The sequence below is a fragment of the Edaphocola flava genome (assembly GCF_004118155.1).
Classification (GTDB): domain Bacteria; phylum Bacteroidota; class Bacteroidia; order Chitinophagales; family Chitinophagaceae; genus Edaphocola; species Edaphocola flava.
In genome coordinates this window covers 19,202-33,706 of the sequence record NZ_SAIQ01000002.1, presented here as the reverse complement: position 1 = coordinate 33,706, position 14,505 = coordinate 19,202, and the positions used below count along the sequence as shown (strand labels likewise).

Sequence of the window (14,505 nt, the reverse complement as noted above, 5' to 3'; positions counted from 1 at the left end):
AAAAAAATTCAAGAGCTTAATATAGCCGAATTCGACAGCGCACGCCAATCGTCCGTTAGAAAAATTTTATTATTTATCAAGAACTATAAAGCCAAGGGCTCACATTGCTGTGAGCCCTTGGCGAAGAGCAAGAAAGTCTAATCGACTATACAATGCTTTCAGTAGTACCAACAGATGGTTAACAATAATAAGGAACGAGGCTATTTACTAAAACTCGAAGATAAATCCGATTGCGGGCACCACTGTTGCACTGCGGTCCTGCAGGATACGGGGAATAGCATTGCTGCCATCTGCCGCCACAGGATTGCCATCTACTGTAGCAAAGCCTGTATTATCGCTATTGCGTTCAAAAGTGTAATTGGGTAAGGACGGTGTTTTATATAAAAACACATTTTGTATATCCACAAAAAGGATCAGACTGGTCTTGCGGAAATTGAACTTCTTGTCTACCCTCAGATCAAGTTGCTGAAACAGCGGCAGACGCTCTTCATTTAATTGCCTGTAATCATATACTCCCCTACCTGTAGTCAGGTAGGCCGCTCGTGAACGGTCCAGGTCAAAAGGTGTATAGGGCTGCCCACCTGCAATGCGGTACTTGGCCCCCAGGTCCCAGTTGTGCTTAAACTTATATCCTAAGGTTGCGGCTACCACGTATCCGTAATCCCAGGTTGATGGACGGTAGACACCATCGGCCCCTGTAAATTCAGATTTATAGACCGTCGCACTAAGTACGTAAAACAATCTTTTTACCAGTTTTTGCTGTACATATGCTTCCATCCCGTATACACGGCCCTTCCCTATTGCAGTATAATCATCATTACCGATAGCTGCAAAATCAGTTCCGATATTGGCCATAGAAATGCCATCTGTTGCTGAAACGGGATAGTTACGGTATTGTTTGTAGAAAGCTTCTACTGTAAATCGGAAATCATTTCGGGGAACGAATTGTGTACCCAGTGTGTAATGAATAGAATTGATGTATTTCAGATCCTTATTTACCAATACTACCGCTGCATCTTTATAACCCAGTGCTGTGTATGAAGGCAATTTATAATAGCTTCCTGTAGAAGCGGAAATGTTCCATTTGGGGTTGAGGACATAGGATAAAGACAAGCGTGGAGAAAGGTTTTTAAGTGCATTCAAACCCTCGGCAGTATAAGTATTCATATCTGTGCGTAGTCCGGCTGAGATCAGCAAGCGCTCAGAAAAAAAGTACTTGCTGCTGTGCACAAAAGCACCCATTTTGTAGAATTCAATAGCATTGCTGCCGGCAACGGTCACCGCAGGGCTGATAATATTTCCAGAAGCATCCTTAACCGCCTGCTTCAGTGTATTAAAACTGGCTACATCATATTTCACGTATTGTGCTCCGGCACCATAACTGATTTTCCATCCGTTAATAAACTTATTCACATCTACTCTCAGCTTATTTTCTATTTCATGACTTTTCAGGTCAAAGAGTTTATTGCCGCTTTGCTGTACATTATTTTCGTAACGCTGCGCGCCGTTAAAGAACATATTCCGGCTCAGGGCAATGGTGTAATATCCATTAGGCACCAGCCTTTTCAGCGTAGCGCCTACAGTGTAATTCCATTGGTCGATCAGCGGGTTAGAGCGCAGAATGTACTCATTTTCCGCATCGGCTGTTTTTGGGGCTACCAGGCGAAAATGATCAATAGCACCAATGCCAATAAAATTGAGCTCTGTTTTAGCATTGATCTTATGGTTTATCTTATATTGAAAATCCCAGTAGTCGGGACGGATAGGCAGGTCCAATACCTGAAAAAGGTATTTAAGATAAGATCTTCTTGCAGAAGCCAGGAAGGTTGTCTTTTTGCTGAGCGGACCTTCAAGGGTAGCGGCAAATTCACTTCCCGAAAGGCGCATATTGCCCCCGAGTTTATCAGGATTACCATTGCGCTGTTTAATAACGAATGTGGATGCAAGTGCATTATCATAACGGCTGTCAAAGGCCGATGAAGTGAGTTGCACATCATTGATAAAAGATACATTGAGGATACCGGTTGCCCCGCCGCTGGCCCCCTGTGTCTGGAAGTGATTCAGTACGGGAATCTCAATGCCATCCAGGTAATAGACATTTTCGCTCGGACCTCCGCCACGTACAATAATATCATTGCGGTTAGCGGTAGTACCTCCTGCCACACCCGGCAGTACCTGTATCACTTTAGAGACATCAAAATTGCCCCCAGGATTTACCCGTATTTCCTCAGCAGTAAGTTTTTGTGTAGATAAGGGGGTAACCATATTAGTGGCCTGTGCCGAGCGGGCCAGGCTGATCTCTACTTCTTTCAGTTCCTCAGATTTGTTTTGCAGTTCTACACTTAGGACCTGGGCATTGCCGGAATTGATATTGATATTATAGACCAGGGCCTCTTCATAGCCAATGAGCTTTACAGAGAGATTATATTTTCCTACTGGCGCACTCACGTTGAAGCTACCATTCTCATCCGTTAGGGTAGTCGTTGTATCCTCCCCAAATATAGAAACCGTAGCCCCACCAAGGTATTCTTGTGTGTTTTTATCGGTAACCGTGCCGGAAATACGTCCTGCTACAGATTGAGCATATGATTGTATTCCTGCAACTAAAAGCGCGCAAAGGGTAATTGTGTGTCTCATAATTGGTTCAAAATTAAACCAAAAATTATTCCTTTTGGTAAAATAAAGTATATTTTTATACCTTTGATATAATTAATGGTACAATATTATACCAAATAATCATCAATTTAGTTATTATGGACTATAGCATTATGAAAGACCTCATCCAATTATTAGAGGATTTTGAAGCCGATTCCGGCTTGGGCAGCATCTATGAAAAGGATATAAAGGGCTTCAAAAAGTGGATCGCCGATAGTTCAGATAATGCTACGGTCGCGGAACCGGACTGGGAAGGCAAGGATGCGGGAAGGGGTCCGGATAGTGTCATCAATACGCTTATAGTGCATATGAACAGGTATGCCCGTTCTTATTCAAAATCTGCTATACAGGGCTCCGGCTTTGCAACACAGGAAGAGTTTATTTACCTGATCAACCTCATAGCCAGTGGTCCTATGAGCAAGATGGAATTAATCAAGCATAATATCCAGGAAAAAACTTCGGGCATGAAGATTATCAATCGCCTGATCCATCAGGGTTGGGTGGAGCAGCAAGATTCGGAAATAGACAAGAGAAGTAAAATTGTACAGATTACGGCTTCCGGAAGGCAAGCATTGGAACAGCAAATGAGCCAGATAAGGCTAGCCACAAGAATTGTTACCGGCCCACTCTCACACGCCGAAAAGATGGATCTTATACGCCTGTTGTATAAATTGGATCACTTTCACAAGCCTATATACCTGGAAAATATAGATAGCAATGAATTAATAAAAAGAGTGACAGAGGAGTTTTTAACTGAAAACTAAGCCCCACATGGCAAAAAAAATCGCAATAATCGGTTCCGGCATTTCCGGTCTTTCAGCAGCTGCTTACGCTGCGAAGCAGGGTCACGAGGTCTATGTTTTCGAAAAGAATGATATACCCGGGGGCCGTGCCCGACAATTTACTACCCCTAATGGCTATACATTTGATATGGGGCCGAGTTGGTATTGGATGCCAGATATAATTGATCGTTTTTTTGCAGACTTTGGCTACAAGATCTGTGACTTCTATAAGTTAGTATCCCTCCAGCCCCAATTTGATGTATTATTTCCTGATCGTACATTATCCATGCCCTCGCGCATAGAGGATATGTATGCGTTATTTGAAGAGATAGAACCAGGCAGTGGTCCGAGGCTTGAAGCTTTCCTTAAAGCGGCTAAATATAAGTACGAAGTGGGTATGCAGCAATTTGTATACAAGCCCTGTCTGAGCTGGTGGGAATTCGTTCGTCCACGCATTGCCCTCAGTGCCCTCAGGCTTAATTTATTCTCAAACTTTCGTGATTATGTGGCGCGTTATTTCTCCCACCCCCAACTCAGGACATTGATGGAGTTTCCGGTAATCTTTCTCGGTGCTTCACCGCAACAGATACCGGCACTATACAGCCTGATGAATTACGGAGGCTATGCACTGGGTACCTGGTATCCTATGGGAGGTTTCTACGAGCTGATCAAGGCCATGCACCATATTGCAATGGCACAGGGTGCCCGTTTTTATTTTAACCATAACGTTGAGCAGATAAAGGTGAAGCAGGGCAAGGTGCATACACTTTTGATCAATGGAGAGGATTGGCACTTTGATGCGGTCATTGCCTCATCAGACTATCATCATACCGAAAGCCTGATAGAAGCACCTTACCGTAACTACAGTGAGCAGTACTGGGATAAAAAAGTATTTGCACCTTCCTGCCTGATCTTTTACCTGGGATTTAAGGAGCGCATACCCGGATTACGGCACCATACACTGTTCTTTGAACATGACCTGGACGATCATATTCATTCTATTTATACCGATAAGCAATGGCCGGATAAACCGCTTTTTTATGCCTGCTGTCCTTCCGTAACAGATACGTCAGTAGCACCCGAAGGGCATGAAAATCTTTTCCTGCTAATGCCACTTGCTCCCGGCCTCAATGATGAAGAAAAAACAAGAGCGCGATACCTTGATGAAATGTTGCAGCGCATAGAGCTGCATACCGGAGCTCAGGACCTGAAGGCCAGGCTGGATTATCAGAGAAGTTATTGTGTGCGGGATTTTGTACACGACTATAATGCTTATAAAGGCAATGCCTATGGCCTGGCCAATACCCTGGGCCAAACAGCAGTATTAAAGCCTTCGATCAGGAATAAAAAGCTGTCCAATTTATTTTATACCGGTCAGCTCACCGTTCCCGGACCAGGCGTCCCTCCTTCTATTATCTCGGGTAAGATTGTTGCCGGGGAATTACATAACCTTAAAGCAGAACCACATGAAACAGCTATATGATGAACTTTCTTACTCGGTAAGCAAAACCACCACACAGAAATACAGCACCAGTTTTTCTATGGGTATCATGGCCCTGAACCCAACTATCAGACCAGCTATATATGCGATTTACGGATACGTACGGCTGGCCGATGAGATAGTAGATAGTTTTCACCAGTACAATAAACCTCAGTTGCTGGAACGGTTCAAGGAGCAGACCATGCAAGCGCTGGAGGAAGGCATTTCGCTTAACCCTATTATACACTCGTTTCAGGATACGGTACTCCGTTACGATATTGAACAGTCGCTGATCGCGCAGTTCCTGCACAGTATGGAAATGGATCTGAACCCGGTACAGTACACAGATGAGTTGTATCAGGAATACATACTGGGCTCTGCTGAGGTGGTAGGACTGATGTGCCTGAAGGTATTTGTAAATGGAGATCAAGAGCAGTTTGACGCTTTAAAACCTTATGCCATGAAGCTGGGCTCTGCTTTTCAGAAAGTCAACTTTCTCCGGGACCTGAATGCTGATTACCAGGACCTGGGCCGCAGCTATTTTCCTCATATTGAAATGAAACATTTTGACAATGAGGTTAAGCGCCGGATCGAAGCAGAAATAGAAGCAGAATTTCGGGAAGCCCTAACAGGTATCAGAAAACTGCCGGCTTCTTCCCGCTTTGGGGTCTACCTCGCCCACCGCTATTACTGGTCTTTGTTCCGGAAAATCAAAAATACACCTGCACAGAAGATCCTTAGCGAAAGGGTGCGCATCCCGAATGGACAGAAGTTGTCTTTAGCAATGCGTAGTTACCTGGAGATGAAAATAGCGACTTTGTAATGCGATAGACTATGAGTACTCATCACATTTAAACTTGTAAAAACATGAATCTGTTGATTATATTGGTTACCTATATTCTGATGGAGGGCCTGACCTGGCTCATTCATAAGTATATCATGCACGGATTTTTGTGGATCCTGCACCGCGACCACCACGACCACAGCCACGAAGGAAATCTGGAACGCAATGATTGGTTTTTTGTCATATTTGCGGTGCCCACGATTATCCTATTATACTACGGTGTTCAGGCCGGATTAAACTATGTGTTTTATATCGGCTTAGGCATATTCCTGTATGGCATGTCTTACTTCTTTGTGCATGATATTTTCATTCACCAGCGTATGCATCTGTTCCGGCATACGCGAAACCCTTACCTGCTGGCGATCCGCAGAGCACATAAACAACATCATAAACACTTGAGCAAGGAAGATGGTGAATGCTTCGGCTTCCTGTGGGTACCTGTCAAATATTTCAGAATGTATTTTAATAAGCAATAATGTTACAGCCATTTACTTATTTACTGATCAATTTCTTCACCATAATTATCTGCTTTGTTGCTTCTTTCGACAGAAGAGTGCAGTTCCACCGCTACTTTCCGGCCTTTCTTAAAGCTGCGTTGGTAGTGGGTATACCATTTATTATATGGGATATACTGTTTACCCAACAGGGTGTATGGTGGTTCAACACCAGTTATACTATTGGCAGTATAATAGGCGGACTACCTCTGGAAGAATGGTTATTTTTTATCTGTATTCCCTTTTCCTGTGCGTTTACCTATCACTGTTTTACCCTGTTCTTTAACCTCAGTTGGGCTAATGCTTTCAACAATATCATTGTATTCGCCTCAACAGTAGTAGCTATACTGGTTGCCCTGCTGTACACAGACCGCCTGTATACGCTGGTTACCGCCCTGGCACTTTTACTAAGCATGGTATACCTGCATTTTATAGCCCGTAAGCCCTGGATCGGACAGGCATCACTGGTATACCTGGTGCTGATGCTTGGTTTCTTTCCCGTCAATGGTATACTTACGGGTACCGGTCTTGAGTCCCCCATAGTCAATTACAATCCCAAAGAGATCCTGAATATCCGTATGCTCACCATACCGGTTGAAGATGCTGTGTATGGGTATACACAGTTTTTATGGCTTATATATTTCTTTAACCTCTTTAAAAGAAAAAATATGAAAACAACTGCACTTAAATTTTCAACACCCCTGCTAGCCCTACTGCTGTTCTTCTCTTCCTGTAACAGAATGCCTTCAAAAGCAAAGCCAGTTTCCAATTTTTATAAGGACAGATACCTGGGTACCTGGTTTGAGCTGGCCCGATTTGATTATCGCTTTGAACGCAACCTGGACAATACTGTAGCAAAGTACAGTCTTAACCCCAACGGAACGATCCGGGTAGAAAATAGTGGATTTAATGTACAGTCAAAAAAATGGAAATCTGCAACAGGTAGTGCCCGCTTCAGATCCGATACGGATATAGCCGCTCTGAAAGTAACATTTTTCAAACCGTTTTATGCCGGATATAATGTGATCGCTATAGACAGAGATTATACCTATGCATTAGTAGCCGGCCGCAACCTTAATTATCTGTGGGTATTATCACGCCAAAAGACAATACCTGCAGCCGTGCGAAAATCTTTTCTTGATCAGGCAGCCAGCATAGGCTATGATACGACCAGGCTTATCTGGGTAAAGCAGGATAAAGATAATCCCTATGTACAATAAAAATAAATCAGGAATATGGATAGGTGTAAAGTAGTACTTGTAGACGAACATGATAACCCTACTGGGCAAATGGACAAACTGGAAGCGCATGAAAAGGGCGTGCTGCACCGCGCATTTTCAGTATTTATTTTTAATTCGAAAGGAGAGATGCTCATACAAAAACGGGCAGCGAATAAATACCATGGTGCTCACCTTTGGACTAATGCCTGCTGCTCACATCCGCAGTGGGGCGAGGAAGTAATCGCCAGTGCTCAGGAGCGGCTATTTTATGAAATGGGTATAAATTGTGCATTGGAACATGCCTTTTCATTTATATACAATAGTCCTGTAGAAAATAATTTAATAGAGCATGAATACGATCATGTACTCATTGGCTACACAGATGTACATCCCAATCCTGATCCCTCAGAAGTTCAAAACTATTACTGGATGAAGTTACAGCCATTAAAAGAAATCATGCTGCATTACCCCGAAAAATTTACTACATGGTTTAAGATAGCATACAATAGGGTTATTAATCACATTGGGCATCTTCAAGAATAATTTGCACAGCTAACATTCTCATCGATGACTATTGTAAGATTTTATGATATCAAAATCTTGTACCCAATACCATCACAACAGGAAGCCGTCATTTCATTCAGGAAATAAATAAAATTTTATTCTTCGCGAAATAAATATTTAGATACGCCACTTTGCTCAGTTCTTTGATTAGGGGGTGCAAAAAGAAATGCTATGTGCACAGTTCATTCCCGAAGGAAGCACCAATAAAAAACAGCATTCAGACATATATGCAAATGGTGCATAAAGCAAAAGAGCTCCACATTTCTGTGAAGCTCTTTGCGGAGAGAGAGGGAGTTTAATCGAACATTTAATACCGATCTTAAGTTTTTTGGGCAGTTTGAAACTAGGATTTTAGGAATGTTTAGCATCAATAAAAAAAATTTAATCACATCTAAAAATAAACAGTTAAAGTTATTAAGGCATGTATATACTTTTGACTCCTTTCCATGTTAACTCCACGTCTAAAGTTATAAAAACAAGGACATGGAACTTTCTATTTCAATATTGCATACTTCTGTCAATTGTTCCTACAAAGCGTGGCAATTGTTTCAAATTAATTAGCTACAGAATGTGCTACCAATAAAGGATTGGAGAGAAAGCATCACTGATGAGCAAATGTGGGTGGGTTGGAGCAGAAAAGAAGCAACGTCTCATCTGCTGATAGAAAAGTTGCAGTACTGCTGTAACAAACTAAAGAAATACTCTGCAAAAGCATTCCACTGACATTTACAAGATTGCTCATTGCCAGGAATACCCGTTTAATTCCAATTGTAGCATTAAACTTAAAGAACAACTGCATTAGCCGAATAGGATATATTACACCCAAAATAATAGCAAAATACCATAAGAGAGGCATCACAACAGTTACACAACTCTTATATTTAGAAGATGGGTACCACAAACCAGGGATATATATTCTTGGAGCTTAAAACCCTTGTTAGTGCGGTCGATTGTCAGTTTTAGATTTTACTAAATCGTTTAACTAAATCGGTCATTAGGGATGAGAGAAATCCAATAAGAAATATCCAAACAAGGGAGTAATGGAAGAAGTATATAATATTGGCACCTGCGCTTCGACATTTTATGTTCCCACCAAGAGTTATATTGAGTGTGAATGGAAGTATATTTTTATATCCCCAAAAATGTGATCGATTAATAGCCCGATATTCTAAATTGTAGCTTCGGAAAGCTCTTTCGTAAATTTTTTGAAATTTTAGTCTGTAATTATCAATCGTATTGTCATCGCCGACATATATTTCAGGTCTATTTAGAATATATGTTATTTCAGTCATTCTAGAATTATAAAAGACTAATGACTCCATCTGATTAGGTCTTTTGAATCTTCCTATAGGCTGCTTCATTTTCAGTCCAATAATAAATTCCCTGTAAGACACCTTGCGTTTTTTTAGTTCCTCAAGTTTAATATTTCGTATACTATCAGGAGCAGATTCTATTAAACGCAAGAGGGAGATCTGCTTCTTAAGGTTATCAATTCTGAACAAGGTATTTAGAGCATTAATGGCTTTCGCTTTTTCAGTTTTATATACGTAACCATCAAATTCCACTGATTCAGGATTTCGGCTTATGATTATCAGATATAAAAAGGGAAATACAACTAAATGCAAGAATAGGAAAATAGACAGACTGGCTAGAGATAATCTTACGAGTTTATCAGTTTTAAGGGCCATCCAAACAAGTAGACCAATACCAGTCAGTACAGAAAGAAAGGTAAAGAAGTCAAAAAAATAAACTGGAAATTTCAGACCAATTAATTTCAGAACAAAAATTAGTGCTAAAGTACCGACTAAAAACTTCCAATCTGATTTTTCATGTCTTTCCATTAACTAAATTTATATCACGTAAATTAGATTTTCTTTTACAATAAAAGCTCATTAGTTCGCTAAGAGCTCCGCCGCTATTGCTAGAATTATATCATTCTTAAATTTAAAATGATATTGGAAAAATAATTAATTATGTATCTACTTGCTTAAATACAGAATCAGGCCGTTCTCCTATCCAAATAGGACCATTAATAATACAACAACCCTCAAATGTAACTTCAGCCACCTCTCTGACGGATTGTTTAAAGTGATCAGCAGAAAGAAAAGTATCAATCCCACGAGCTGGGGGCTTTCCCCCCAAATGAGAGTTAGCTCTAGTAGCACCGGAATTTAGCCTACAAAATTTAACATGAGGATTTGCTGATATAATTTCGCTAGTACTGAAGCGAAAAATAGTTGGTTTTTCATGTTCATATCTTTTGAAATGCCTCCAAAGTCTTTCTAGTGTAGGCCACATAAATACCCGATCATTTAAATGGTATAGGAAATCTCCAACACTCCAATCATTAGTAAGACATTTTGCCAACGCTTTCTCTGAGATTGGCCTCTGATCTCGGAGGGAAATAATCCCTTTTTTACTTACAATTTGTACATGCCCAGTTCTTCGTGAACGTTTGTGCAAATTATAAGTTTTATCATTAGACATATCTATTATAGTATTCGCACTATATATTTTGCCTTCTTTAAGTATATTACTTGCATTCTGTTCATTAGTTAAATGATACAGGAATGATCTATCATTTATAAATTTTTTTAGTTCCATTAGCTCCAATTTCTCCGATCAATAACAGATCGGAAGTTAAATTTAGTCCCTATAAGGGATACTTTTACACCTGAGCATCGCTCAATTTCTTCTATAAATTTACGTGTATCCTCGGTAAGATTTTCATAACGTCTTGCAAGTTCATTTGAATCTGAAATATAGTCCGTAAAAGTTAGTGCAATATCTGTTGGTGAATTTAATTCACAAGCCTTTCTAAACAAGTCCCAGCTAAACTCGGCAATTCTTCTTGGCCGTTTCGTTGTAGTTGTAATCTCTTTTTTTACTAGATCCTCAAGTTTTTTTCCTGATCGTTGAGCAATGGTAGCGAAATCTATTTCATTACTACCAAAAGGCCCTGATGTTCCTCCAACTCGAATAGGATATGTTCTAGTCACCATTATTACTTTACGAACTCGTCTAGGGGAGATTCCTGCTTCGGAAAGACATCCAGATACTGACGTATCGCGGGAGGTGACATGTGGGTAGGTACCGTGGTGTAAGCTTAAAGCAGATCCTTGAGTACCTTCGAGCAGAATTTTTTTATTTTGAGCATATAATTTTTCTAGCTCTGCACCAGTATCCCCAATGAAGTGTTTAAGCTCCTGAAATTTTTTAGCCTTATGATTCTCGTTTGCAAAAAGACGGGATAAAATATTAGAGGCTGTGGCAGCACCAACTCCTTGTCCGGTAGATCCAATATTTTCCTTAATCTTTTGCTCCATAGCTATATCTTCAGAAGTTATAATATTAACATTCTCATCTATAATTAAACGGCCTTTTTCAATTTCAAATGCCTGAATTTCTGCAAGTATTCTCTCTAAATTTAATACAGCCCCAGCGCCAATAAGAATTTTGGCATTAGGTGCACGGAAAGTACCCGAAGGTAAAAGATGGAAAACATGATTATTGGGTTCGTTATATACTGTATGCCCTGCATTGGGTCCCCCAACGCGAACTAAACATTCATATTCAGGAGAAATATGTGCAGCAATCTGGCCCTTACCTTCAGAGCCGAATTGGCCTCCAATTAACACATCGACAAGACTGTTTTCTGTAGATGGGAGAAGTTTGAAAAAGCTCGCTACCCTTATAAATACATCTTCCTCATTACATTTGTCCGTATCAATAATTAAATCTGCTTCTGTACTGAGCTTGTTAACTTGTGTTTCAGTTTGGTCAGCTTTATATTTTTTATATTTTTCATATTGTTCACTTTCTTCCAAGCCACCATCTTCGTGACGTTGCAAAAATCTTCTCTTAAGAGTTTCCGAAGATGCTTCTAAATGTATATGGTAGACGAAATAACTATAAGCAGACCGAATATGTTGGATCTGTTCTAAAATTCTTACAGAGTCTACAACATATAATGCATGTTCTGTAAAATTAGATGAAAAAAGATGTTGAAAATACTCAAGGACCCATTTGCCACCATCTTCTTTATCCAGCCTCTCTCCGAATTGCTGTAAAAATGTCCGATCAGGGGGTTTTCCTTTCAATTCTCTTTGTGCGAAATCATATAATCCTTCTTTCGTTTTACAATGCCTAAAACCAAATCGATCTTTCAGCTTTTCTGTTAATGTACTTTTCCCAGTACAAATTTCTCCCGACAGAACTAGAATAACTTTTTTGTCTCCCATGTTGAAGGTTCATTGAAGAGGGTTAAGGATGATTTTTGCTTGGGATTAAATGGTTTTCCAGGCAAAAGATAAATATGTACTTTTATATTGTAATTACTTAATTCATCATGGATCATTCCGACAATCAAATTCCAATCTCCTCCCGCCTGACCCGCTCCTATAGCTGGCATGTGAACAGAAGCTCCGATCTCTAAAGCTTTAATTCTCAATTGAATCAAGCACTTTCTCAGTTCATCATATTTTAAAGGAATTTCGTTATTTTTTGCCATGAGCCCTTTTTGAGCCAGCATTTGGAAAAGATAGACTTGGCCACCTACATCAACAAAATTGGAGTTTCCTAAAATAAAACTACTCTTATCTGTTTTCCATTTCAGTATAGCGTCTTTAACTTGAGGATAATTCTTTGATAGGGATTTGCCAAATCCCGCACCCAAAGCTCCACTAGTATTTACAACTTGTGCAATTATTTTATTTCCACCACCACGTGGCTTTGTAGCATCACCATACTCAATAATAACCTTTCGCTCCTCCATATTGGCTACAGCAATATGTTCTGGAACAAGTAAAATTCCAACTCGAGGTTTATTATCTTTTCGATAAGCTGATATCCCAACCGATGATGCATAAAAGCGCATTCCATTAGATAAAACCCATGGTTCTAAATCTTCCGCAGTATGTCCAGGTGTATAACAATCAAAAGCTCCAGAATCAATAGGAACATTAAAATCCTTATTTAAATCGACAGGGAAGCTTTTTGATGCAGTATGATAATCAAGTTTGATTTTATTAACCGAATCGAATATGCCAATAATTACAGCACAAGGTCTATTTATAACCTCTGTATATCGAATAAAAACAGACTCTAAAGACGCCTTATATTTCATAGCCAATTCAATTAGGCCTTTCATAGAAGGATTTACAATATCAGCATCATGAGAAAACACTGCATATGGTAATTGAATCTCGGCGGCTGCAGCATTACACAATCGTTCTAATTGACGGTTTTCAGCCGTAGGATATTGTTCTCGATGTCTAATATCTGCTTGTGCGCAATCGCTAAATAAAGTATGCGCAATTTCGTGCGCAACTGAAAAGTTGATTCTTGTTTGTTTTTGCTGTGGGTTATATTGAATTTGATAAGATGAAGCTGAAGTTGTCCTGATACAAGCATCGGCTACTTGATCATTAGGAAAAATATCAATATTTAAAAGCCTAGCCAAGGCAATTGGGTCATATGGAGGACCTTCCCAGCCCATTTCAAATCCCTTTATTACAGCTTCCCTTGCGCGGTCCTTTATTGCACTGATTGGATCTCTATTTTGTGATTCATTAATTAATCTTAGTACTGATGGATGTGTCCAGTACCACTCGTTGGATATATACTTATGATCATTGTGTTGAACAATCTTCTCTTCCGATGTTGATTCCTTCGTTTTTTTCATCTGAAGCTCCATAACCTTAGCCAGATTCCGAGATACTACGGCGTCAACATTATATCCAACCTCCTTCAAATATTCTTTCGCTCTTTCTGTCGTTGAACTATTATATTCAATATTTGACATTATGAGCTTCAGGAAGTCGTACTTATCCGTTTTTTTTACCTTGCTCATAGCGTTTGATTTATACTATATTTTTTTGCTACTTTCTTTAAGATTCTATTTAGACGCTTCATTGCGTTATCGAATTGATCCTCGGTAAAGCTTACTTCTCTGATAACTTCCCGTCTTTTATAACCATTCTTCCGTGTCAAGTTAAATATCACCGTGCATTCAGGATCATCGACTAAATTATGGCAAATATCATTTAAAATTTGCTCAAAATCGATGTTTGAGTCGAAATCGCAGTCTTCCACCGGCATCAATTTCTCCCAAAACTCCATGTCAGATTCCAAGTCATCGTTTTTCCAGCCGAAAAGATCAATATTTACAGTGTTTTCCAAGCTTTTAGAGTCATTACTTACAAGGCGACGAAGTATGTAATATTTTAAATATTTTATCAATTCCCCTTTTGATGGGTCATAATTATCAGGATCATCTAGATATCTAGCGATCGTTTCCTGTACATAGTCTTCAGCTTGCCTTCCTTTAATTGACGTATCTGATGCTTTTCCGCGAAACCAGGCATGAGTTTTTAAAAGCTGATCTGCATATGCTAATAATTGGGTGATCACATTTTCCCAAAAAACTGTATCCATTCATGAGAGTTTATCAACACATAGTTGGGTA

The 14,505-nt window shown here is 39.8% G+C and carries 12 protein-coding genes; 6 read left to right on the top strand and 6 right to left on the bottom strand.

Annotated features, from left to right (window positions below):
- Positions 1 to 207: 207 nt before the first annotated feature.
- The gene (locus EMP01_RS06400) at positions 208 to 2,637 is read right to left on the bottom strand and encodes a TonB-dependent receptor (protein WP_129020687.1); all 2,430 of its coding nucleotides are present in this window, start codon (positions 2,635 to 2,637) and stop codon (positions 208 to 210) included.
- A 116-nt stretch (positions 2,638 to 2,753) separates the two neighbouring features.
- On the opposite strand from EMP01_RS06400, the gene EMP01_RS06395 reads away from it, so the two are divergent.
- From EMP01_RS06395 to idi, 6 genes are read left to right on the top strand one after another with little or no spacing between them, the layout of a single operon-like run.
- Entirely contained in the window at positions 2,754 to 3,419 is a 666-nt protein-coding gene (locus EMP01_RS06395; RefSeq protein ID WP_129020686.1) for a MarR family winged helix-turn-helix transcriptional regulator, read from the top strand.
- Between the two features lie 7 nt (positions 3,420 to 3,426).
- Entirely contained in the window at positions 3,427 to 4,920 is a 1,494-nt protein-coding gene (locus EMP01_RS06390) for a phytoene desaturase family protein (RefSeq protein WP_129020685.1), read from the top strand.
- Entirely contained in the window at positions 4,904 to 5,740 is an 837-nt protein-coding gene (locus EMP01_RS06385; RefSeq protein WP_129020684.1) for a phytoene/squalene synthase family protein, read from the top strand. Before EMP01_RS06390 ends, EMP01_RS06385 begins: the two co-directional genes overlap by 17 nt.
- Before the next feature lie 44 nt (positions 5,741 to 5,784).
- On the top strand, positions 5,785 to 6,237 hold the full coding sequence (locus EMP01_RS06380) for a sterol desaturase family protein (protein ID WP_129020683.1): 453 nt from the start codon (positions 5,785 to 5,787) through the stop codon (positions 6,235 to 6,237).
- Positions 6,237 to 7,475, top strand: coding sequence for a lycopene cyclase domain-containing protein (locus EMP01_RS15605; RefSeq protein WP_202616014.1), 1,239 nt, complete (start codon positions 6,237 to 6,239; stop codon positions 7,473 to 7,475). The genes EMP01_RS06380 and EMP01_RS15605 overlap by 1 nt, the downstream gene beginning before the upstream one ends.
- 15 nt (positions 7,476 to 7,490) lie before the next feature.
- On the top strand, positions 7,491 to 8,018 hold the full coding sequence (gene idi, locus EMP01_RS06365; RefSeq protein WP_129020682.1) for an isopentenyl-diphosphate Delta-isomerase: 528 nt from the start codon (positions 7,491 to 7,493) through the stop codon (positions 8,016 to 8,018).
- 980 nt (positions 8,019 to 8,998) lie between these two features.
- Here idi and EMP01_RS06360 read toward each other — a convergent pair.
- From EMP01_RS06360 to EMP01_RS06340, 5 genes are all read right to left on the bottom strand, one after another.
- Positions 8,999 to 9,880 (bottom strand): hypothetical protein, encoded by an 882-nt coding sequence (locus EMP01_RS06360; RefSeq protein WP_129020681.1) that lies wholly within the window; start codon positions 9,878 to 9,880, stop codon positions 8,999 to 9,001.
- A 130-nt stretch (positions 9,881 to 10,010) separates the two neighbouring features.
- Positions 10,011 to 10,643, bottom strand: coding sequence for a DUF7002 family protein (locus tag EMP01_RS06355; RefSeq protein WP_129020680.1), 633 nt, complete (start codon positions 10,641 to 10,643; stop codon positions 10,011 to 10,013).
- Entirely contained in the window at positions 10,643 to 12,280 is a 1,638-nt protein-coding gene (locus EMP01_RS06350; RefSeq protein ID WP_129020679.1) for an adenylosuccinate synthetase, read from the bottom strand. Before EMP01_RS06350 ends, EMP01_RS06355 begins: the two co-directional genes overlap by 1 nt.
- Positions 12,256 to 13,890, bottom strand: coding sequence for an ImmA/IrrE family metallo-endopeptidase (locus EMP01_RS06345; protein WP_129020678.1), 1,635 nt, complete (start codon positions 13,888 to 13,890; stop codon positions 12,256 to 12,258). Before EMP01_RS06345 ends, EMP01_RS06350 begins: the two co-directional genes overlap by 25 nt.
- The gene (locus EMP01_RS06340; RefSeq protein WP_129020677.1) at positions 13,887 to 14,474 is read right to left on the bottom strand and encodes a sigma factor; all 588 of its coding nucleotides are present in this window, start codon (positions 14,472 to 14,474) and stop codon (positions 13,887 to 13,889) included. The genes EMP01_RS06345 and EMP01_RS06340 overlap by 4 nt, the downstream gene beginning before the upstream one ends.
- Positions 14,475 to 14,505 lie beyond the last annotated feature (31 nt).